The sequence below is a fragment of the Xanthobacter sp. NM-59 genome (assembly GCF_021401125.1).
Lineage (GTDB): Bacteria > Pseudomonadota > Alphaproteobacteria > Rhizobiales > Xanthobacteraceae > Xanthobacter.
The window spans coordinates 121,711-144,104 of the sequence record NZ_JACBFQ010000012.1; the positions used below are offsets into that span (position 1 = coordinate 121,711).

Genomic DNA, 22,394 nt, shown 5'->3' on the forward strand with positions numbered 1-22,394 from the left:
GAGAATCGGCGAATGCGCGATCCTACTCGCTGGAAAGCTGGATCGCCTCCTCCGCCAGGGCGATGGCCTCAGGCGTGCCCACATGCATCCACACCCCGTCCAGCCGCAGGCCGAACAAGCGCTCGCGCTCGGCGGCGCGATCGAACACCAGATTGAGCGAGAAAGGCCCGTCGGGCGTCGCCTCGAACAGGTCCGGCGCGAGGATCGCGGCGCCCGCGAAGACGAAGGGCGCCACCAGGCGCTCGGACCGGCGCGCCAGGCGGCCGTTGGCGTCCATCACGAAATCGCCCACCCCCTCATAGCCGATGGAAGTGGCGCTGGGGGCCAGCAGCAGCAGCGCATCCATGCGCTCGGCATCGAAACCTTCCATCAGCCGCACGAGATTGGGGCGCGTGCCCTCGATCCAGATGGTGTCGGAATTGATGGAGAGGAACGGCCCCGGCGCCAGCAACGGCAACGCCTTGCGCACACCGCCGCCGGTCTCGAGCAACACCCCGCGCTCGTCCGAGATGGTGATGGCGGGCGGCCCCTTGCGGGCAGCCAGATGCTCCTCGATCAGGTCGGCAAGGTAATGGACATTGACCACTGCCTCCGCGATGCCCGCCGCGGCGAGGGCGTCGAGCACATGGTCGAGCAGCGGGCGGCCATAGACGGGAACCAGGGGCTTGGGGATGCGGTCGGTGAGCGGGCGCATGCGCGTGCCGAGGCCCGCCGCCAGCACCATCGCCTTCGAGATGGGCGTCACGAGTTCAAATCCTTCGCAGGCAGCACCGCCTCATACCAATTCCTGAGGGAGCCCAGCTCCTGATGGCCGAGGCAGCGCGCCAGATAGCGCCGTACGCGCGGGATATGACGCAGATATTGCGGTTTGCCGTCCCGCCGATCCAGGCGTGTGAAAATGCCGAGAATCTTGGTGGCCCGCTGGGCGCCGAGCGCGGCATAGGAGCGGGCGAAGCCGCGCACGTCGAAGGTGGGGTCCGCCTCCCGCCGGGCCTTCACATATTGGCCCACCAGCTGCAGTTCCATGGCCTCCGGCACATCCACCCGCGCGTCCTGGGTCAGGGAGACCACGTCATAGGCGGCCGGGCCCATCACCGCGTCCTGGAAGTCGATCAGCCCCACCCGGCGCAGCCCGTCGCGGCCGGGCAGCCAGATGAGGTTGGGGGAATGATAGTCGCGCAGCACCCAGGTAGGCGGCTCCGCCAGCACCAGGTTCAGCGCGCCGCGCCAGAACAGGTGGAACTCCTCCCGCATCACCCCATCCACCTGCACGCCGCGCGACGGAAGGTACCAGTCCAGCATCAGGTCCAGCTCGGTGAGGAAGGCGGCGACATCGTAGAGCGGCAGCGGCCGTTCCACGCGGGGGGCCACGTGAAGGGTCTGCGGCAGCGGCCGGCTGTGCAGGGTGGCCAGCACGCCGATGGCGGCCTCGTAACGCTCGCGGATGGGCGCGGGCGGGTCACCCGCCACCACCCCTTCGCGGCCCAGATCCTCGAGCACCAGCAGGCCGGCATCGATATCCGCCGCATAGATCTGCGGCGCCGACAAGCCCTGCGCCAGCAGCGCGCGATCCATGGCCACGAACGGCTTCACGTCCTCCGCCAGATGCACGAGGCGGCTGTAGGACTTGCCCTCGCGAATGGGTGGGCCATCCGGCTTGGGCGGCGCGTTCATGAGGATGGCGCTGCGCTCCGCCCCCAGCAAGCGGGTGTAGGAGCGGCTGGAGGCGTCGCCCTGGACGAACTCCCGCTCCGCTCCGCCGAAGCCGGCGGAATCCACCAGGCTTTCCGCCACATGCAGGCGGTTCAGCCGCTGGGCCAGCGCACCGTGGCCCGTCAGCTCGCACACGCGGGCATTGGGCCCGATCTCCGGGGCGAGGGCCAGCAGCACGTCCACCCGGTTCTCGGAAAGGCGCTCACCGGCACGGTCGGCCCACTCCACCAGCAACAGTGCGTCATCGCCGATCTCGTCCCAGCCGATCTCGTCCAGCTCCTCGTCCTCGACGATGCGGTAGAGGTCGGCGTGCACCACCCGGCCACGGGTGAATTCATAGGTGATGATGATGGGGAAGGTGGGGCTCGGCACCTCGATGTCGTCGCTGCCGGCGACGGCGCGGATGATGCTGCGGGCGAGCTCCGTCTTGCCCGCGCCGAGGTCGCCGCTCAGGGTGATGACGTCGTTGGCGCCAAACCAGGAGGCCAGGATCACCCCCAGCTGCTCGGTGGCGGCGAGGTCCGGCAACACCACCTGATAGGCGTTGTCCTCATCGGACATGCGCTGGATGAAGGCACTCATCAGGCCGCCTCTTGGTGCGAGTTTCCGGAAAGGGGGAAGACGCAGGTGGCAAGGGTGCCGCGGGCACCGGGGGCCGCCGGCCCCACGCTCACCGATCCGCCATGCAGGGTCATGAAGGAGCGCACGATGGCCAGCCCCAGCCCGACGCCGCGATGGCGCGGATTGGCGTTGCGGCTCTCGAACCGCTCAAACAGCGTGTCGGCCAGCTCCGGAGGCACGCCCGGCCCCTCGTCGCGCACGGTGAGCGCCAGCGCATCGGGCCGCCGCTCGGCCCCAAGCGTCACCGTGCCGCCCTCGGGCGAGGCGGCGATGGCATTGGCCAGGAGATTGAACAGGATCTGCCGCACCCGCTTGGGATCGGCCGTGAAGCGGCCGGCATCGGCCGGCACCGCCATGGCCAGCTTCACGCCCGCCGCCTCCACCTGATCGTGCACCGCCTCGGCGACGCTCTCCAGCATCTCCCGCACATCGACGTCGGCCAGATCCAACTCCATGGCGCCGGCGTCGATGCTGGCGAGGTCCAGAATGTCGTCAATGAGCGCGCGCAGCTGGTCGGAGGACTGGCGCATATGGTCGAGATAGTCGCGCTGGCGCTCGTTCAGCGGGCCGGCGAGCCCCTCGCGCAGCATGTCCGCATAGCCCATCAGCGTGTTGAGCGGCGTGCGCAGGTGGTAGGACACATGGGAGACGAAGGCGTTCTTCAGCTTGTCCGCCGCCTCCAGCGCCTCGGCGCGCTCGATCAAGGCGCGCTCCACCTTCACGCTGTCGGTGACATCACGGAAGGTCACCAGCGTGCCGCCATCGGGCAAGGGCTGGGCGGTGCCGTCCAGCACCCGGCCGTCGGCCCGTTCCAGGCGCAGGGTCTCGCTCTCGCGATGCTCCATGGCGGTCACCACCGAGCGGATGCGCGAGAAGGCCGCGCTCTCCCCATGGCGCGAGCGGCACAGGGCCGCCACCGCGTCGATGTGCGGCTTGTCGCCCAGGGCCTGGGCATCCAGCTCCCAAAGAGAGAGGAAGGCCTCGTTGTAAAGGTGCAGCCGCCCCTCGCTGCCGAACACCGCCACCGCTTCCGCCAGCGCGTCGAGGGTCTCGCCCTGGATGCGGATCAAGGTGTTGTAGCGGCTCTCCAGGGCCACATGTTCCGACAGGTCGTCGAACAAATAGGTGACGCCGCCTTCCGCGTTGGGGGTGATGACCACCCGCAGCATCTCGCCGCCGGGCAGGTGCCACCAGTCGTTCACCGGCTCCAGGGCGCGATAGGCCTCGCGCAATTGGGCACGCCAGGCGGGGAAGTCGGCCTGCTCCGGCACCTTGCGGCGGGTGCGCAGATTGTCGAGGATCTGCCCGTCCGAGGGGCGCTGATCCAGGAAAGCGGGCGAGAAATCGAACAATCGCTCATAGGCGGCATTGTGGAACACCAGCCGCTCGTCGGCGCCGAAAATGGCGACGGCGGTCGTGAGCTGATCCAGCGTGCGGCGATGGGCGGCAACCGTGCGCGCCGTCTCCGCCCGGGCGGTGTCGAGGTCGGTCACGTCCACGGCCAGCCCAGCGATACCGAATGGCCCGGCCACCTCCACCACGTCCAGCTGGCGGCGCTGGCCGCGCGTGACCGCGCGCACCCGGCCCTGGAAGGCGCCGGAGCCCTCTTCGGCGCTGGCGGCGGCGGTGCGCGCCTTGCTGTCGAGCAGGTCAAGCCCCTGCGCCCTCGCCTCATCGGCCGAGGCCGCCCCAACCGCAGCGACGAAGGCCGCGTTCACATAAACCAGCGTGCCATCGGGCGCGCGTAGCCAAGCGGGCGCGGGCGCGGCATCCAGGACGGCGATGAGGCCCGCCCGCAGATCCTCATCCGCCGGCCCGGCACCCGCGGGCAGCGGATGCACCACCAGGACGCCGGCCCCGTTGAGGGCCCGGCCCGAAATGCGCAGGGTCCGGCCGTCTGCCGCTGTGATATCGCGTTCGAAGCGGTCCTGCCCACCACGCAAGGCGGCCACACCTGCTTCCAGCTCGCGCACGCCGGTGGAGCCGAGCCAGCGCCCGCGCGCCTCATCTGGCACGCCGAAACCTTCCACCGCCCCGCCCGGACGCAGCCACAGCAGGGTACAATCAGCGCCGCCCCCCAGCAGGGAGCGCAGGCTGTGGGCTTCCGCCCGCGCCCGCGCCGCGCTGGCCGCGGCGTCCTCCGCCTCGGCACGGGCCTGCCGGGCCTCGGCCTGCACCCTCTTCACCCGCTGGTTTCCCACCACCCAGGCCGCGACCGCCGCCGCGCCCAGGACGAGGGACAGATAGAGGGGAGCACTCGCCGCAGGCCCGTTGCCGCCCGCCGCCAAAGCCGGAACGCTGAAGGTGCAAAGTGCGGTCGAGCCCAGCAGGCCCGGCAGAAACCTGGAAAAAAGGGAGCCGGCCCGGAGCGCTCGCGACCGCCGCTGCCCACCGCGGAAAGGCATTCGGGCCACGAGCTGTGCCGCCTCTCGCTTCGCGCCGTGCTCCGCCATTCGCCCCTGCCCTCTCGCTGAAGCCGCCGTCCCGGCCGGACCAGGCAGCCATGACCATCGGGGCGCCCCAGCACGAAGCCCCTGCTCCGCCACCAAATACCGCCCGCGCACTCCAAGTGGAGCGCCCCCTCGAACCCTTAACGCGCCATTCGCGGCCCCGGGACGGAGCCCCGGCAGCCATGCTCAAGCGGCGCGGGCCGGGATGAAGGCTCATCCGCAATCCCCGCGTGCCCGAATCAAGCACGGCTTCGTCAATCAGACCTTACCGGAGCGCTCGAAGGCGTTGAAGGGGCGGGAGGGTGGGCCCATGCGCGCGCGGCGGGGCCCCGGCCATGGGCGTCCCCGCCATCCACAGGGCCCGTGACCCGGCCGCGGAGGTCAGACGACCGGGGTTCCGTTGGCGTCCAGCACCGCGCCAGCGAGATAGAGGGAGCCACAGATCAGCACCCGCGCCGGCGGCACCATGGGCGTGGTGCCCAGGCTGTCGAGGGCACTCGCCACGTCCGGCGCCACCCGCGCATTGATGCCCAGGCTCTGGGCGGCGGCCGCCACCTCCTCGGGCTTCAGACCCGCCGCGTTGTCCGGTACCGGCACGGCGATGGCCTCCCGCACCAGCCCGGCGAACGGCGCCAGGAAGCCCGTCACGTCCTTGGTGCCGAGCATGCCGATGATCATCACCAGCGGCCGCGAATAGCGCTCCTCGAGCCCGCACAGAGCATGCGCCAGAACGGCACCGCCGGCGGCATTATGGCCACCGTCGAGCCACACTTCCGAGCCATTGGGCGCGCGTGCCACCAGGGCGCCGGAAGCCAGACGCTGCAGCCGCGCCGGCCATTCGGCGGCCAGGATGCCGGCTTCCTGCGCGGCGCCGGACAGGCGCAGGCTGCGCAGGGCCGCCACAGCAAGCCCCGCATTGTCGATCTGGTGCGGCCCCACGAGGCGCGGGCGCGGCAGATCCACCAGCCCGTCCTCATCGGAATAGACGAGGCGCCCCGCCTCTTCATGAACATGCCAGTGCTCGCCGCGCACGAACAGCGGCGCGTGCAGGCGCTGGGCCCGCCGCTCGATCACGCCGAGGGCCTCGCGCTGCTGCTCGCCCACCACCACCGGCACGCGCGGCTTGATGATGCCCGCCTTCTCGGCGGCGATGGCGTCCACCGTGGCGCCCAGGAAATCCACATGGTCGATGGACACGGGCGTGATGACGCTGGTGCGCGGCGAGGGCAGCACATTGGTGGCGTCCAGCCGCCCGCCCAGGCCCACTTCCAGCAGCAGCACATCCGCCGGATGCTCGGAGAACAGCACGAAGGCCGCCGCCGTGGTGATCTCGAAGAAGGTGATGGGCGCCCCGTCATTGGCCGCCTCCACCCGGTCGAGGGCAGCGGCCAAAAGGGTGTCGCTCACCAATTCCCCGCGCCCGGGCGCGCCCAGGCGGATGCGCTCGTTGAAGCGCACCAGGTGGGGCGAGGTGTAAACGTGGACCAGCCGCCCCGACGCCTCCAGCATGGCGCGCATGAAGGCGATGGTGGAGCCCTTCCCATTGGTGCCCGCCACGTGGATCACGGGCGGCAACCGTCGCTCCGGATGGCCCAGCGCCTCCATCAGGCGCTCCATGCGGGACAGCGACAGGTCGATCTTCTTGGGATGCAGCGCCGAGAGGCGCGCGAGGATCTCCACGGGTTCGGTCTTGAGCTGCGGCAGGGCCATGGTCGTCGAATGCCTTCGGATGCCTCAGGCCGCTTCCGGGCCGGTCAACCGGCCCTGGGGCGGCAGAGCGGGCGCCTTCATCAGCAGGCGGCACAGCCGGCCAAGGGTTTCACGCATCTGGTGGCGGTGCACCACCATGTCGAGCATGCCATGGGCATAGAGATATTCGGCGCGCTGGAACCCGTCGGGCAGCTTCTCGCGGATGGTCTGCTCGATCACCCGCGGACCGGCGAAGCCGATGAGGGCCCCGGGCTCGGAGATCTGCACGTCACCCAGCATGGCGTAGGAGGCGGTCACACCGCCCGTGGTGGGATTGGTGAGCACCACGATGTAGGGCTTCTTCGCTTCCCGCAGCTCCTGGATGGCGGCGGTGGTGCGCGGCATCTGCATGAGCGACAAGATGCCCTCCTGCATGCGCGCCCCGCCGGAGGCCGCGAACATGATGAACGGCGTGCCCTTGTCCGCCGCGGTTTCCAGCCCCTTCACCACCGCCTCACCGGCGGCCATGCCGAGCGAGCCGCCCATGAAGCCGAAATCCTGCACGGCGATGGTCACCGGCAGCTCTTCCAGAAGGCCGGTGGCGACCTTCACCGCGTCCTGGTAGCCGGTCTTGGTGCGGGCGTCCTTCAGGCGGTCGATATAGCGGCGCTCATCACGGAACTTCAGCGGGTCGATGGCGACCTCCGGCAGCGGCACCTCTTCATAGACGCCGTTGTCGAAGGTGGCCTTCAGGCGCTTCACCGCGTCCATGCGCATGTGATACCCGGAGCCCGGGATCACATAGAGGTTCGCCTCGAGGTCCTTGTGGAACACCATCTGCCCGGTTTCGGGGCATTTCACCCACAGATTCTCCGGCACCTCCCGGCGCGCCAGGAAGTCGCGGATCTTCGGGCGGACGACGTTGGAAATCCAGTTCACAGGACAGTTCTCCGGAGACGAGCGGGCACGGCCGCGCGTCGCAGTGCAGCATTATCCCATCTAATGGCGAGCCCGTCGCGGCGAAAGTGCGGCAGACCCCTGACCCATGGGCACGGTGCGGCGATCAGCGGCGGACGCTGCGCACCGCCTCCGCCAATCCGCCCACCAGCGCTTCCACGGCCGGCACGGTATTGGCGGTGGCCCGGCCTTCGGCATCCAGCGTGTGCCGCACGGCCTCCACCAGAGCCGAGCCCACCACCACCCCGTCCGCACCAGCGGCGATGGAGCGGGCCTGCTCGGGCGTCCTCACGCCGAAGCCGACCGCCACCGGCAGGTCGGTGTGCGACTTGATGCGCGCCACCGCGCGCCCCACCACGTCCGCGTCCGGCGTGGCCGAGCCGGTGATGCCGGTGATGGACACGTAATAGACGAAGCCCGCCGTGTGCTTCAGCACCGTGGGCAGGCGCTTGTCATCGGTGGTGGGGGTGGCGAGGCGGATGAAGTCGATCCCCGCCTGCAGCGCCGGCAGGCAGAGCTCGTCATCCTCCTCCGGCGGCAGGTCCACGACGATGAGACCATCCACGCCCGCGTCCAGCGCATCCTTCAGGAAGCGGTCCACGCCATAGACGTAGATGGGGTTGAAATAGCCCATCAGCACGATGGGGGTCGCGTCGTCCTCGGTGCGGAACATCTTCACCATGGCGAGGGTCTTCGCCAGGGTCTGCCCGCCTTTCAGGGCGCGCAGGCCGGCGGCCTGGATGGCCGGGCCATCGGCCATGGGATCGGTGAAGGGAATGCCCAGCTCGATGATGTCCGCGCCGGCGCCCGGCAGCGTCCTCAGAAGGCCGAGGGAGGTCTCGGCGTCGGGGTCGCCGGCGGTGATGAAGGTCACGAGCGCCGGGCGGCCCTCTTCCTTGAGCGCGGCGAAACGGGCGGCGATGCGGGTGGTCATCGGATGGGACTTGCCATGGGTTGCCTCCCCCCGAAAGGAGAGGGCGCGCTCACTGGGCGCTGGTGATCTCGCAATTGGCGGCCTTGGCCGAGGTGGCGCCGAACAGGCGCACCTGATCGGCGCCGGTGGCGCCGCCCACGGTGGAAAACAGGGTGGTGGAAGAGGTGCCCAGCGTCTGCCCGCCACCGGTGAAGGTGCAGGTGACCACGATCTGGCCGAACACCTTCTGCGTGGCGTTGGCCACCTCCACCGAGATGAAGGCCCCCGCGGCGTCGGTGCGCAGCGGGCCGGTGGTGAGCTTCAGCCCCTCGGGAGCCGCCGCCAGGGCGCTCCCGATGCCGAGCAGCGAGAGAGCGGCGGCGCAGGCGACCTTCAATCCGTTCGACATCATAGGCTCGTCCCCAGAATCTCGGCCACCTGCGGCACGTCCTTGTCACCGCGGCCCGAGAGATTGACCACCATCAGATGATCCTTAGGCCGCTGCGGCGCGAGCTCCAGCACCTTGGCCACCGCATGGGCGCTTTCCAGCGCCGGGATGATGCCTTCGAGCTTGGTGAGGATCTGGAACGCCTCAAGCGCTTCCATGTCCGTGCAGGGAATGTACTTCACCCGGCCGACGTCGTTGAGCCAGGAATGCTCCGGCCCGATGCCCGGATAATCAAGGCCCGCCGAAATGGAATGGGCTTCCTTGATCTGGCCGTCGCCGTCCATGAGCAGATAGGTGCGGTTGCCGTGCAGCACGCCCGGCCGCCCACCGATGATGGCGGCCGCGTGCTCCCCGGTCTCGACGCCGCGCCCGGCCGCCTCGACGCCGAAAATCTCCACGCTCGGGTCGTCCAGGAATTCGTGGAACAGGCCCATGGCGTTGGAGCCGCCGCCCACGGCCGCCACCAGGCTGTCCGGCAGGCGCCCTTCCATCTCCATCATCTGGGCGCGGGTCTCGCGGCCGATGATGGACTGGAAGTCGCGCACCATGCCCGGATAGGGGTGCGGGCCCGCCACCGTGCCGATGCAGTAGAAGGTGTCGGTGACGTTGGTGACCCAGTCGCGCAGGGCCTCGTTCATGGCGTCCTTGAGGGTGCGCGAGCCGGACTGCACCGGCACCACCTCGGCCCCCAGGAGCTTCATGCGGAACACGTTGGGCGCCTGCCGCTCCACGTCCACCGCGCCCATATAGACCACGCATTGCAGGCCGAAGCGGGCGCACAGGGTGGCGGTGGCGACGCCATGCTGGCCGGCGCCGGTCTCGGCGATGATCCGCTTCTTGCCCATGCGGCGGGCGAGCAGGATCTGGCCGAGAACATTATTCACCTTGTGGGAGCCGGTATGGTTCAGCTCCTCGCGCTTCAGGAACACCTTGGCGCCACCCAGATGCTCGGTGAGGCGCTCGGCGAAATAGAGCGGCGAGGGGCGGCCCACATAATGGGACAGATAGCCGTCCATCTCGGCCTGGAAGGCGGGATCGGCCCGGGCCGCCTTGTAGGCCGCCTCCAATTCCAGGATGAGCGGCATCAGGGTTTCGGCGACGAAGCGGCCGCCATGGATGCCGAAATGGCCGCGATCGTCGGGGCCGGTGCGATAGGAATTGGGCGCGTTCACGAAGCCTGGGCTTTCGATGGGAGGTTCGAACAAAGGGCGGCGGCACTCGCGCGGCGCGCGGCGGCGACGAAGGCATGGATCTTCTCGGGCGACTTCACCCCGGGTGCCGTTTCGACCCCCGAGGAGACATCCACCCCGCCCACCCTGGTTGCCCCGATGGCCTCGGCGACGTTGCCGGCGTCAAGACCTCCGGAAAGCATGACGGGGCGACCGGCGTCAAGGCCGCGGATCAGCTCCCAGTCGAACACCCGCCCGTTGCCGCCGGGCAGAAGGGCGCCGGGCGCGGGCTTGGCATCGAACAGGAGCCGGTCGGCCACCGCCGCATAGGCGCGCACGGGGGCAAGATCCTCGCGCACAGCCACCGGCAGCGCCTTCATCACCGGGCGGCCGAAGCGGGCGCGAATCTCGCCCACCCGTTCCGGTGTCTCGGCGCCATGGAGCTGCAGAATGTCCGGATCGAGCGCGGCGACCACGTCGGCCAGAAGGGCATCGTCAGCATTCACCACCAGCGCCACCTTCAGCGCCCGGCCGCGCACATGGGCGACGAGCCCCGGCGCATCGGCCAGCGAAACATGGCGCGGGCTCTTGGGAAAATGCACGAAGCCCACGAGATCGGCGCCCGCCGAGAGCGCCGCATCGAGGGCCTCATGGGTCTTGAGGCCGCAGATCTTGATTTCAAATCCCATGGATCAGATCCCCGGATGAAATCCGCCCGCCCCGAAAACCAGGGCCGAAGCTTCGGCCCCTGGCCTGTCGCTCGCCCGCCGCGGAGCCGGCGGGCACCGCTTCATCAGAATTCCAGTTGCGTGAACTGGCCTGCCTTGCGGAATCGCCAAAGATAGGTGGGCAGCTCCACCCGCAGAGCGGTGGCCATGACGCCCAGCCCCTCGAGGGTGCGCCCCTCGGTCTTGGCGCCTTCCGACACCACATTATCGGCCTTCAGCATCGCCACCTGATCGGTGGTGAGCGGCGCGCCGGGAATCCACTGGGTGAGCGCGGCCATCAGGCTCGCCAGGCCGAACGGCACGGAGAGCAGCGTCTTCTTGGCGCCGATCTCACGCAGCATCAGCTGCATCAGCTCCTTGAAGGTGCGCACCTCGGGGCCGCCCAGCTCATAGGTGGCGCCCGCCTTGGCCTTGCCGTCCACCGCGCGCGCGACCGCCATGGCCACGTCGCCCACGAACACCGGCTGGAACCGGGTCACGCCGCCGCCGATCAGCGGCAGCACCGGCGAGAGCTGGGCCATGGAGGCGAAACGATTGAAAAAGGTGTCCTCCGGCCCGAACACCACGGACGGGCGCATGATGACGGCCTCGCCATGGGCGGCCTTCACCGCTTCCTCGCCATCGGCCTTGCTGCGGCCATAGCCCGAGGGAGAGGACTTGTCCGCACCGATGGCGGAAATGTGCACCAGCGGCACGCCCGCCTTGGCGGCGGCGCTGGCCACCGCGCGCGCGCCGGCCACATGCACCGCGTCGTAGCGCTGCTTGCCGGTTTCGGCCAGCACGCCCACCAGGTTCACCACCGCGGAAGCCCCGGCCACCGCGCGGTCCACCGACTCGGGGAAGCGCACGTTGGCCTGCACCACCTGGATCTGCCCCACATAGCCCAGCGGCTGGAGGAAGCCCGCAAGCTCCGGCCGCCGCACGGCAACCCGCAGGCGATAGCCCCTCAGCGCCAGCGCCCGCACCACGTGGCGGCCCAGGAAGCCGGAGCCCCCGAACACCGTCACGAGGCTGTCGCTCACCGGACGATCGGTCACCGCCAAATCGCTCACGACCGCGTCGCTCATGCCTGACCCCCGCTCCTCAATCTGTCCGCCGGCCCGAAGACCATCGACCCGGCCCTCACGTCCGGCGGCGGCGAGCACACCGCTCCCTCCGCCGCCGGACACACTCTATATAGAACGTTGCCACGACATACGCGATGGAGGCGGTTTTCGTCCAGCGGCCAAAGCGTCCTTGCGACGAGAGCCGCATTCGACGGCAGCGGCGCGAGGGGGCGGCGGCCACGCGCGTGGATGGCCAAATCGCGCCGCCGTCTTGACGGGCGGGCCGGTGCCCACTATAAGCCCCGCACTCCGCAGGCAGCGTGAGCCGCCCGCGTTTTCAGCCATTCCAACGCAGGACGGGTTGGCCGCAAGGCTTCGATCCGCATTGCGCAAACCAGCAAGGACGGCCGATGGCCAATACGCCTTCCGCCAAGAAAGCGGCGCGCAAGATCGAGCGCCGGACCGAAGTGAACCGTTCGCGTCGTTCGCGCGTGCGCACCTATCTGCGCAAGCTCGAGGACGCCCTCAGCACGGGTGACGCCGCCGCCGCCACCGCTGCCTTCAAGGCGGCCGAGCCGGAGATCATGCGGGCCGTCACCAAGGGCGTGCTGCACAAGAACACCGCGTCCCGCAAGGTGTCCCGCCTCGCGGCCCGGGTGCGCAAGATCAGCGCCTGATTTCAAGCGCCCCGCGCGCTGACATCCGCTTCCCCTGAGAAGATTCCCGAAGGCCCGGCTGAGCCGGGCCTTTTTCGTGCCTGCATTCCGTCAGGCCCGGGAGAGAATCGGGGGCTGGCGCAATTGGCCCCTCCCGTCAAGTTACCCTACAGCCGGAGGCTGCATATCCTTTTTTGCACTCGCGCCTCCATCGCGCAGAAAATCGATATGCGGCTTAGCGACTTACAGGGCAAAGGCGGAAGCCCCTCCCCCACCGCGCTCGCGACAGGTACGAAAACACCCAGATGCACGTGCTCCGCGAAACTGGCAGGATTGTACGGAGCACTGGGATTCTCGTTGCTTCGCCAGAGGTTTGCCGGCTGATCCGGACACCTGTGGACGGCGTGAGAAGCGACCTTTTTACCCGCTATCCCACAGGGGCAGGGAAAGGCGTTGCACCCCCCGGAGGGGCTGTGTATGGTCAAATTCACCTCGGGGGCGATACCGAGTTTCACCTACAGATTGAAGGTTTCAGGGCTCTTCGTGGATGAGGAGGGGAGTGTCGTGACTTTAAGTATACATGACACTTCCTGTGTCTACCTCACGTTCCATAAAGGTAGCCTTCAGGCTGTAGCTGCCATTCTGAGAACGGACATCAATTCCACTCTCGGATGATTTAAAAGCAGCAGGAATTCTGGTTCATTCAAGCGACGGCCGCGGCGCCTATGCCGGCGGCGGATGGGGCAGCTATGACTTCACGCACGGATCGCGCATCGCATGCGGCAGCGCTTGCTTCTTCCTCGGTTCTGCCGTGCACCGTGTGGCTCGTTCCTCCGCAGCCGCCCAGCCGCGAAGCCCTGGCTGCCTGGTCGCTTCCGATCCGTGCCTGTCGGCACGCGTGCAAGATCGGGATGAGCGCATGATGCCGCGGTAGCGCGACATCGAACGGGGACCGGCCCGCATCATTTGATCCAAGACTGCGCATGAGCACCCGCCGCCCACTTCCGGGCGCGGAGAATGTCTGCGCTAAAATCGGGGCCGCGCTCGGGGCGCGGATGGCCTTTTATGCTCAAACCGCATTCCACCGATGACTCACAATCCGGCAGACCCGCCTTTCCGGCCGGCCTTGCCGCCACAGTTGGGACCGATGCCGAAATGACCCCTTGGGAGCGTGTGCGCCAGCGCCTGCATGACGAGATCGGAGAAGAGAAGTTCTCCAGCTGGTTCGCGCGCATGGAGCTGGACGGGCTCACCAGCGAGGCCGTGCATCTTTCGGTGCCCACGCGGTTCCTGAAGTCCTGGATCCAGGAGAATTACCTGCCGCGCATCCGCGAGCTGTTCGCGGAGGAGAGCGGAAGCAGCCGCCGTGTGGACGTGGCCGTGCGCAGCGCCGTGGCACGCCCCGTGCCGCTGAAGGCCACCGGCCGCCGCGAAGTGGTGAGCGAGCGCAGCCCCGAGGCGCGCCCCACCGCCCCCGCAGCCCCGCTTGCGACCCCCGCGGCATCGGCGTCGGCCCCCGCCACCGTCAACGCCATCGCCTCGGACATGTCCTCCGGCTCGCCGCTGGACCCGCGGCTGACCTTCGACACCTTCATGGTGGGCAAGTCCAATTCGCTGGCCCATGCGGCCGCGCGGCAGGTGGCCGAAGCCGCCAGCGGCGCCAACCCGGTGTTCAACCCGCTCTACCTTCACGCCTCCGTGGGCCTCGGCAAGACCCACCTGCTGCAGGCGGTGGTGTGGGCGGCAGGCCAGAAGGGCCGACGCGCCATCTATCTCACCGCCGAGCGCTTCATGTACGGCTTCGTGGCGGCGCTGAAGACCCATTCCGCCATCGCCTTCAAGGATGCCCTGCGCACCATCGACACCCTGGTGATCGATGACCTCCAGTTCCTGAAGGGCAACAATCTCCAGCAGGAATTCTGCCACACGCTCAATGCCCTGCTCGATAGCGGCCGGCAGGTGGTGGTGGCCGCCGATTGCGTGCCTGCGGAGCTGGAGCATCTCGACGAGCGGGTGCGCTCGCGACTCGCGGGCGGGCTGGTGGTGGAGCTCGCCACCCTTGAGGAAGACCTGCGACTGGAGATCCTGAGGGCGCGCTACCAGACCCTGGCGGAGCAGCACAAGGGCTTCACGGTTCCCGCTCCGGTACTGGAATTCCTGGCGCGCTCGGTGGGCCAGAGCGGCCGCGACCTCGACGGCGCGCTCAACAAGCTGCTCGCCTTCAACCAGCTCACCGGCGAGCCGGTGACCCTGGAGATGGCCGAGAACGCCATCAAGGACATCATCCGTCCCTGCGACCCCAAGCGGGTGCGGGTGGACGACATCCTGCGCATCGTCGCCAAGCACTATAATGTGTCGCGCGCCGACCTCCTCTCCCAGCGCCGCACCGCCAATGTGGTGAAGCCGCGCCAGGTGGCCATGTATCTGGCCAAGACGCTCACCCTGCGCTCGCTGCCGGAGATCGGCCGTCGCTTCGGTGGCCGCGACCACACCACGGTGCTCCACGCCGTGCGCAAGATCGACCGGCTGATCGCCACCGATCGCGCCCTCGCCGACGAGGTCGAGGTGCTGAAGCGCGCCGTCCAGGAAGCGTGACCGGCGGGCGGGCGCGGCATTCTCCGCATCCGCCGACGGCAATATTCCCCTCCCGAAGGCCGGCGCCGCACCCTGGCGCCGGCCTTCGTTCGTGATGGCCCCCTGTGGATTGGCCGGACAAGCGCCGCCGGGGCGGGAAAATCGTCCGGCGCCCTTGCTTTGCGCGGGCGTGGGCGGCAATGTCGGCAGCCCGGCGCTCGCATCCGCGAACGCCGCCACCCTGGAGCAGGTTACGGTCCCCCCGAAGGGGAAGGGCCGGGCCGAAGCTCCTATCCTCGAATTTGGAGGCGTCCCCGCCACCCGGATCGACAGCATCCGGCGGGAACCGGCTCCGGAGCGGTTTCAAGCGCGAGTTCGGGTTTGCGCGAAGGAATCGTGTCGATCAATGGCCTAGGTGTTCGGCGCGCGCCTTGGGGCGAACGCGGGACGCGCTAGCGCACAGAGCAAACGGGCAGGGCCATGAAGGTCACCGTCGAGCGCACCGAGCTTCTCAAGTCGCTCAGCCATGTGCATCGCGTCGTCGAGCGGCGCAACACCATTCCGATCCTCGCCAACGTGCTGATGCGCGCTGGCAAATCGGGGCTGGAGCTGAAGGCCACCGACCTCGACCTGGAGGTGGTGGAGACGGTGCCGGCCGAGGTGGGCCAGGAAGGCGCCACCACGGTGCCGGCCCATGTGCTCTACGACATCGTGCGCAAATTGCCCGAGGGCGCCCAGGTGCAGCTGGAAGCCGGCGGCGAGCGCGGCAACCTCACGGTGCGCGCCGGCCGCGCCCGCTTCCAGCTCCAGACCCTGCCCGAAACTGACTTCCCCGACCTCGCGGCCGGCGACTTCCCCCACACCTTCAAGGTGAAGGGCGTGGAATTCCGCCGCCTGGTGGACAAGACCCAATTCGCCATCTCCACCGAGGAGACGCGCTATTATCTCAACGGCATCTATTTGCATGTGACCGATCCCGCCCAGACCGGAAAACCCATGCTGCGCGCCGTCGCCACCGACGGCCACCGCCTGGCCCAGGCCGAGCTGGAGGCGCCGGAGGGCGCTGCGGGCCTGCCCGGCGTGATCGTGCCGCGCAAGACCGTGGCGGAAATCCAGAAGCTGCTGGAGGACAAGGAGGCGGAGGCCACCGTGTCCGTCTCCGCCACCAAGATCCGCGTGCAGGTGGGGGCCATTACCCTCACTTCCAAGCTCATCGACGGCACCTTCCCGGATTACGGGCGTGTCATTCCCCAGGGCAATGACAAGATCCTGAACGTGGACAAGGACGAGTTCGCGGCCGCCGTGGACCGCGTCTCCACCGTGTCCAGCGAGCGCGGGCGGGCGGTGAAGCTGGCCATCACCGAGGGCAAGCTCACCCTTTCGGTGACCAACCCCGATTCGGGCAGCGCCACCGAGGAACTGGAGGTGGACTATGCCTCCGAGCCCTTGGAGATCGGCTTCAATTCCCGCTATCTGCTGGACATCACCTCCCAGCTCGAGGGCGACACCGCTGAGCTGAAGCTGGCCGATCCCGGCTCGCCGACCCTGGTGCGCGATTCCACCAAGACCGATTCCCTCTATGTGCTGATGCCCATGCGGGTGTGAGGGCGCGGGTATAAAGACGACGGGTGGGACGGCGACAGGCGCCGTTTCCACGCGGGCCGTCCGGCGCCGCCCGCAGCTCGGCGGCGGAAGCCACGGACTTCCGGCCCTCGAGGCTGACACACACTGAGTTCCGAGCATCCGGCGGATTTTTGCCGGCCTGCTTCCTTTTCGTCGCAATTCCGGACGCACGACCGCGACACATCCCTGCTGGAATTGCTCCCGGCCATGCTTCACGCCCGCATCCGCAAGCTCGCCCTCACGCGCTTCCGCTCCTATGTGAGCGCGCATCTGGTGCTGGATGATGGGCCCGTGGTGCTCACCGGCCCCAATGGCGCCGGCAAGACCAATGTGCTTGAAGCCGTCTCCTTTCTTTCCCCCGGCCGCGGCCTGCGGCGCGCCCAGCTGGCGGATGTAGGCTACCAGGCGCCCGGCGATGACGCGGCGGGAGCCATCTGGGCGGTCTCCGCGCTGGTGGAAGGCGCGCTGGGCGAAGTCCGGCTCGGGACCGGACTGGAGGAGGCCGGCGCCGCCCAGCGCCGATGCCGCATCGACGGCGAGCCGGCATCCTCCGCCACCGCCTTTCTCGACCACCTGAAGGTGATCTGGCTGACCCCGGAAATGGATGGCCTGTTCACCGGCCCGCCCTCCGACCGCCGGCGCTATCTCGACCGTCTGGTGCTGGCGGTGGACGGCACCCATGGCAGCCGCGTCAATGCGCTGGAGCGGGCGCTGCGCTCGCGCAACCGCCTGCTGGAAGACAACGGCGCCCCGCGCTTCCTCGATGCGGTGGAACGCGAGCTGGCCGAGCTGGCGGTGGCCGTCTCGGCCGCGCGCCTGGAAACGGTGGCGCGCCTTGCGGGGGAGATCGCCGCCCATCGCGACGAGGCCTCCCCCTTCCCGTTCGCCGAGATCGCCCTGGAGGGGGCCGTAGAACGGCTGGTGGCGGAGATGCCGGCGATCGAGGCGGAGGACCGCTACCGGGCCCTGCTGCGCGACAACCGAAGCCGCGACCGCGCCGCCGGCCGCACCCTGGAAGGCCCGCATCTGTGCGATCTGCAGGTGAGCCATGGCCTGAAGCGCCTGCCGGCCGCCCGCTGCTCCACCGGCGAGCAGAAATCCCTGCTCATCGGGCTCACCTTGTCCCATGCCCGGCTGGTGGGGGCCATGCAGGGCCTCTCGCCGGTACTGCTGCTGGACGACGTGGTGGCCTACCTCGATTCGCAGCGGCGGACCGGCCTGTTCGAGGCCCTGGAGCGTCTCGGTGCCCAGGTCTGGATGACGGGGGCCGATCCGGACGCCTTTTGCGCCCTGCGCGGGGCCCAGCGTTTCACGGTCTCGCCCGGAAGCCTGATGCGCGAGGCGTGAGCGCGCGGCGGACACGCAAAAAATCCAGTCATAACGCCATTCGCCCAGGGGGTGTTGCATGCACGCCACCCGAAGCACGGCACCCCGTGCTAGACATTTTCTCGCGCTTGCGAGAGGCCGCTTTCGGTTTTTCGCCCGGCGTTAACCTTAACGCCACCTCACCGCGATTAGATGCGCAGAATGCAGGCGGGCCTCCCGCCGCGCGCCGTGCGTGGACGCGCGATGGCAACTCGTTTCGTTTCGTGTTGGGCAGACCATGGCCATTGATCCCATAAAGCCTGAATCTCTGATGCGCCGCCTTGTCATTCTCGCGGCTCCCCTCATGCTGGCGGCATGCGTCACCAATCCGCCGCCGCGGGTGAGCCCCATGGTGAGCATGTACGGCCCCGTGAATGGGGAGGCCCATCCGGTTGAGGCGACCGACATCAGCGAGGTGGACCCCCAGTATCTGCGCCAGGAAGTGGACTATCCCCGCAGCCTGCCGCAGGTGGCGCCGGGCACCATCGTCGTCGATATCAACGACAAGTACCTCTATCTGGTCCAGAAGAACGGCAAGGCCATGCGCTACGGCGTGGGCGTGGGCAAGCAGGGCTATTCCTTCAAGGGCTGGGCCACCATCAAGCGCAAGGAAGAGTGGCCACACTGGACCCCCACGGCCAACATGATCAAGCTGCAGCCCCAGCGCTATGGACCCTATGCCGCCGGCCTGCCGGGCGGCGAGGACAATCCGCTGGGCCCGCGTGCGCTCTATCTCTATGACGGCGACCGCGACACCATGTTCCGCATCCACGGCACCATTGAGCCCTGGAGCATCGGCCAGCAGGTGTCCTCCGGCTGCATCCGCCTGCTGAACCAGGACATCATCGACCTTTATGGCCGCGTGCCCTCCGGCACCCGTGTGCTCGTGGTCGGCTGACGCACGCGCCACCGGACTGGTGAAAGCCACCAGAACACCCCGTCGCGGGCGCCGCGGCGGGGTGTTCCCATTTGGGGGGCTGGCGGATGACGCGCATTTCAGGGACCTTACCGGCCGCGTTCCGTGCCGTCGCGTCGCGCCGCGGCAGAGGGAGCGCGCGGAGGGATGCCCCATGGCGACATCAACCGTACGCACCGTTACCCACGATCTCCTGCGCAAGCTCGGCCTCACCACCTTCTTCGGCAATCCGGGCTCCACGGAAGAGACCTTCCTGAAGGACTTTCCGGCCGACTTCACCTATCACCTCGCGCTGCAGGAAGCCTCCGCCATCGCCATCGCGGACGGCTATGCCCAGGCCACCGGCAAGCCGGCGCTGGTGAACGTGCACACGGCCGCCGGCCTCGGCAACGCCATGGGCAACCTCATCACGGCGAGCCTCAACAAGACGCCCCTCATCATCACCGCCGGCCAGCAGACCCGCGAGATGCTGCTGATGGAACCATGGCTCACCAATGTGGATTCCACCCAGCTCCCCCGCCCCTGGGTGAAATGGGCCTATGAGCCGACGCGGCCGGAGGATGTGCCCGCCGCCTTCATGCGCGCCTACGCCACCGCCGTGCAGGCGCCCGCCGGGCCGGTCTTCCTCTCTCTGCCGCTCGACGATTGGGATAAGCCGCTCGCGGGCCCCGCCGTGCTGCGCAGCGTCAGCCGCCGCATCGCCCCGGACATGGACCGGCTGCGCGCCTTCGCGGACCTTCTGTCGAAGGCCAAGTCCCCAGCCCTCATTTTCGGCGCCGCCATCGATCGCGGCCAGGGCTGGCCGGCCGCGGCGGCGCTCGCGGAAAAGCTGGGCGCCACCGTGTTCGCCGCCCCGGCATCCGAGCGCTGCCCCTTCCCCGAGACGCACCCGCTCTATGCCGGCGGCCTGCCCTTCGCCATCGGCCCTCTGTGCGAGCGGCTGAAGGGGCATGACCTGGCGATCGTCATCGGTGCGCCGGTATTCCGCTATTATCCTTATGTGGCAGGTGATTACCTGCCACAGGGCACGCGGCTGCTGCACATTTCCGACGACCCGGCCGAGACCGCCCGCGCACCTGTGGGCGACAGCCTGGTGGCCGATGCGGTGCTCGCCACCCATGCCCTCATCGATCTGGTGAAGGCGCCGGAAAGCCCGGCCACGGCGAGCCGTGTCGCGCCCGCCCCCCATCGCATGGCGCCCCATCCCGTGCGCCACCCGGACCAGCCCCCGGGCGGGGTGAACGGCGTGCCCACGGCCGCCGACGTGTTCGCCGCCTTGGCCCAGGTGCGGCCGGACCACTGCGTGCTGGTGGAGGAATCGCCCTCCAACCTCGCCGATCTGCACCGCCATTGGCCCATCACCGAGCCGGAGACCTTCTTCACCTTCGCTTCGGGTGGGCTGGGCTGGAACCTGCCGGCCTCCGTGGGGATCGCTTTGGGCGAGCGGTCCACCGGGCGGCGGCGGCCGGTGATGGTGGTCATCGGTGACGGGTCTTTTCAGTATTCAGTACAGTCCTTGTGGACCGCCGCGCAGCATAAGCTACCCATCGTCTTCATCGTGCTGCGCAATGGCGAATATGGAATCCTGAAATCCTTCGCCGTTCTGGAGGAAACACCCGGCGTGCCGGGGCTCGACATTCCCGGCATCGACATTGTCAGCCTCGCCAAGGGCTATGGCTGCGCGGCCGAGCGCATCGCCGACCTCGACACCCTCAAGGCCAGGGTGAAGGAGGGCTTTGCCGGCCCCGGCCCGCTGGTGATCGAGGTGCCCATCAATCCGGACATTCCGCCGCTGATCTGAGCAGGTGGAGGCGTGAGGAGCGCCGCGCCCATTGCGGGCGCGGCCCATTTTCGAGGGGTTCCCCTGAACGAAAATGGGTATAAGACGCCCTCACGATTCCCAATCCAATTGAGCGTTGAAGAGTGCCATGGCGAAAGATCTGAAGCCGAAGGCCCGCCTGCCGCGCGGCCTTGCCGACCGCACCGGCGCGGAGCTTGCCGCCACCCATTCCATGCTGGCCAAAATCCGCGCCGTCTATGCCCTCTACGGCTTCGAGGCGCTGGAGACGCCGGCCTTCGAATATACGGACGCTCTGGGCAAGTTCCTGCCCGACCAGGACCGGCCCAACGAGGGCGTCTTCTCCTTCCAGGACGATGACGAGCAGTGGCTGTCTTTGCGCTACGACCTCACGGCGCCGCTGGCGCGCTATGTGGCCGAGCATTTCGACGCGCTGCCCAAGCCCTATCGCTCCCACCGCGCCGGCTATGTGTTCCGCAATGAGAAGCCCGGCCCCGGCCGCTTCCGCCAGTTCATGCAGTGCGACGCCGATACGGTGGGCGCGCCCTCGGTCTCGGCCGATGCCGAGATCTGCATGATGGCCGCCGACACGCTGGAAGCAGTGGGCGTGCCGCGCGGGGATTATGTGATCCGCGTCAACAACCGCAAGGTGCTCGACGGCGTGCTGGAGGCCATCGGCCTCGCCGGCGAGGAGAATGCCGGGCGCCGGCTCACGGTGCTGCGCGCCATCGATAAATACGACAAGTTCGGCGTGGAAGGCGTGCGCCTGCTGCTGGGCGCCGGCCGCAAGGACGAGAGCGGCGACTTCACCAAGGGCGCCGGCCTGAACGAGCGCCAGAGCGCCGTGGTGCTCGCCATGCTCACCGGCGATGGCGTCACCGCCGACGCGGATGGCGTGAAGGTGGAGATCCCCGGCGACGTTGAGCTGGCCGCCGCCCTTGCGACCAATGCCGCCTTCCTGGAAGGCATGGACGAGCTCAACACCATCCGCATGCTGGTGGCCGCCGCCGGCTATGAGGACCGGGTGAAGATCGACCCCTCCGTGGTGCGCGGGCTCGAATATTATACCGGCCCGGTCTACGAGGCCGAATTGACCTTCGAAATCAAGGACGAGGATGGTCGCCCGGTGCGCTTCGGCTCGGTGGCGGGCGGCGGGCGCTATGACGGCCTGGTGGCCCGCTTCAAGGGCGAGAAGGTGCCGGCCACCGGCTTTTCCATCGGCGTGTCGCGCCTGCTTTCGGCCCTCGCCTTCCTCGGCAAGATGGACGACGAGGCGGAGGTGGGCCCGGTGGTGATCCTGGTCATGGACAAGGAGCCCGCGCGCCTCGCCGATTATATGAAGATGGTGTCGGAGCTGCGCGCCAATGGCATCCGCGCCGAGATGTACCAGGGCGGCGGCGGCATGAAGGCGCAGATGAAATATGCCGACAAGCGCGGCGCGCCGGCCGTGGTGATCCAGGGCTCCAACGAGAAGGCCGCCGGCGAGCTCCAGATCAAGGATCTGGTGGAGGGCGCCAAGATCGCCGCCTCCATCGCCGACAATGCGGAATATCGCGCCGCCCGCCCCGCCCAGTTCGCGGTGAAGGAAAACGAGCTGGTGGCCGCCATTCGTGACGTACTGGAACGCCGCGCCGCCCCGACGCTGGGCCTCGACGACTGACATCCCGCCCGGACGGGTGTTTTCGCGCCAACGGCCGCTTCCCGCGCAAGGCGGGGGATCATTGCAGG

Annotated in this window: 17 protein-coding genes; 7 read left to right on the plus strand and 10 right to left on the minus strand. The window is 68.6% G+C overall.

Annotated elements, in window-relative coordinates:
- Window positions 1-22 precede the first annotated feature (22 nt).
- The 10 genes from L0966_RS18900 to L0966_RS18945 all read right to left on the minus strand — a co-directional run bounded on the left by L0966_RS18900 (window position 23) and on the right by L0966_RS18945 (window position 11,755).
- Window positions 23-724 carry a nucleotidyltransferase family protein gene (locus tag L0966_RS18900; RefSeq protein ID WP_234053615.1) on the minus strand — a complete coding sequence of 234 codons (702 nt, stop codon included), beginning with the start codon at window positions 722-724 and terminating at the stop codon, window positions 23-25.
- 17 nt (window positions 725-741) lie between these two features.
- Window positions 742-2,295: a tRNA (adenosine(37)-N6)-threonylcarbamoyltransferase complex ATPase subunit type 1 TsaE gene (gene tsaE, locus L0966_RS18905; protein ID WP_234053585.1), complete on the minus strand. Its 1,554-nt coding sequence runs from the start codon at window positions 2,293-2,295 to the stop codon at window positions 742-744.
- Window positions 2,295-4,622 carry a PAS domain-containing sensor histidine kinase gene (locus L0966_RS18910; RefSeq protein ID WP_234053586.1) on the minus strand — a complete coding sequence of 776 codons (2,328 nt, stop codon included), beginning with the start codon at window positions 4,620-4,622 and terminating at the stop codon, window positions 2,295-2,297. The genes tsaE and L0966_RS18910 overlap by 1 nt, the downstream gene beginning before the upstream one ends.
- A 543-nt stretch (window positions 4,623-5,165) precedes the next feature.
- Window positions 5,166-6,494, minus strand: a complete 1,329-nt coding sequence (locus tag L0966_RS18915; RefSeq protein WP_234053587.1) for a folylpolyglutamate synthase/dihydrofolate synthase family protein — start codon at window positions 6,492-6,494, stop codon at window positions 5,166-5,168.
- Window positions 6,495-6,518: 24 nt separating this feature from the next.
- Window positions 6,519-7,412 (minus strand): acetyl-CoA carboxylase, carboxyltransferase subunit beta, encoded by an 894-nt coding sequence (gene accD / locus L0966_RS18920; RefSeq protein ID WP_234053588.1) that lies wholly within the window; start codon window positions 7,410-7,412, stop codon window positions 6,519-6,521.
- Between the two features lie 124 nt (window positions 7,413-7,536).
- Window positions 7,537-8,364, minus strand: a complete 828-nt coding sequence (gene trpA / locus L0966_RS18925) for a tryptophan synthase subunit alpha (protein WP_234053589.1) — start codon at window positions 8,362-8,364, stop codon at window positions 7,537-7,539.
- Between the two features lie 49 nt (window positions 8,365-8,413).
- Complete coding sequence (locus L0966_RS18930) at window positions 8,414-8,755, minus strand: hypothetical protein (RefSeq protein ID WP_234053590.1); 342 nt, start codon at window positions 8,753-8,755, stop codon at window positions 8,414-8,416.
- A complete protein-coding gene (trpB, locus tag L0966_RS18935) occupies window positions 8,752-9,963 on the minus strand; it encodes a tryptophan synthase subunit beta (RefSeq protein WP_234053591.1) in 1,212 nt (403 codons plus the stop codon). The genes L0966_RS18930 and trpB overlap by 4 nt, the downstream gene beginning before the upstream one ends.
- Entirely contained in the window at window positions 9,960-10,649 is a 690-nt protein-coding gene (locus tag L0966_RS18940; protein WP_234053592.1) for a phosphoribosylanthranilate isomerase, read from the minus strand. The genes trpB and L0966_RS18940 overlap by 4 nt, the downstream gene beginning before the upstream one ends.
- Before the next feature lie 104 nt (window positions 10,650-10,753).
- Window positions 10,754-11,755 carry a complex I NDUFA9 subunit family protein gene (locus tag L0966_RS18945; RefSeq protein WP_234053593.1) on the minus strand — a complete coding sequence of 334 codons (1,002 nt, stop codon included), beginning with the start codon at window positions 11,753-11,755 and terminating at the stop codon, window positions 10,754-10,756.
- Window positions 11,756-12,144: 389 nt separating this feature from the next.
- Between L0966_RS18945 and rpsT the strand changes: the two genes are divergently transcribed.
- The 7 genes from rpsT to hisS all read left to right on the plus strand — a co-directional run bounded on the left by rpsT (window position 12,145) and on the right by hisS (window position 22,326).
- Window positions 12,145-12,411, plus strand: a complete 267-nt coding sequence (rpsT, locus tag L0966_RS18950) for a 30S ribosomal protein S20 (RefSeq protein WP_234053594.1) — start codon at window positions 12,145-12,147, stop codon at window positions 12,409-12,411.
- Between the two features lie 1,134 nt (window positions 12,412-13,545).
- Window positions 13,546-14,985 (plus strand): chromosomal replication initiator protein DnaA, encoded by a 1,440-nt coding sequence (gene dnaA, locus L0966_RS18955; protein ID WP_234053616.1) that lies wholly within the window; start codon window positions 13,546-13,548, stop codon window positions 14,983-14,985.
- Window positions 14,986-15,444: 459 nt separating this feature from the next.
- A complete protein-coding gene (gene dnaN / locus L0966_RS18960; RefSeq protein WP_234053595.1) occupies window positions 15,445-16,569 on the plus strand; it encodes a DNA polymerase III subunit beta in 1,125 nt (374 codons plus the stop codon).
- Window positions 16,570-16,794: 225 nt separating this feature from the next.
- The gene (recF, locus tag L0966_RS18965) at window positions 16,795-17,934 is read left to right on the plus strand and encodes a DNA replication/repair protein RecF (RefSeq protein ID WP_234053596.1); all 1,140 of its coding nucleotides are present in this window, start codon (window positions 16,795-16,797) and stop codon (window positions 17,932-17,934) included.
- A 289-nt stretch (window positions 17,935-18,223) separates the two neighbouring features.
- Window positions 18,224-18,850: a L,D-transpeptidase gene (locus tag L0966_RS18970; RefSeq protein ID WP_370640779.1), complete on the plus strand. Its 627-nt coding sequence runs from the start codon at window positions 18,224-18,226 to the stop codon at window positions 18,848-18,850.
- A gap of 172 nt (window positions 18,851-19,022) precedes the next feature.
- Window positions 19,023-20,669, plus strand: coding sequence for a benzoylformate decarboxylase (gene mdlC, locus L0966_RS18975; protein WP_234053597.1), 1,647 nt, complete (start codon window positions 19,023-19,025; stop codon window positions 20,667-20,669).
- A 127-nt stretch (window positions 20,670-20,796) separates the two neighbouring features.
- Window positions 20,797-22,326 carry a histidine--tRNA ligase gene (gene hisS / locus L0966_RS18980; protein WP_234053598.1) on the plus strand — a complete coding sequence of 510 codons (1,530 nt, stop codon included), beginning with the start codon at window positions 20,797-20,799 and terminating at the stop codon, window positions 22,324-22,326.
- The last annotated feature ends 68 nt before the right edge of the window (window positions 22,327-22,394 follow it).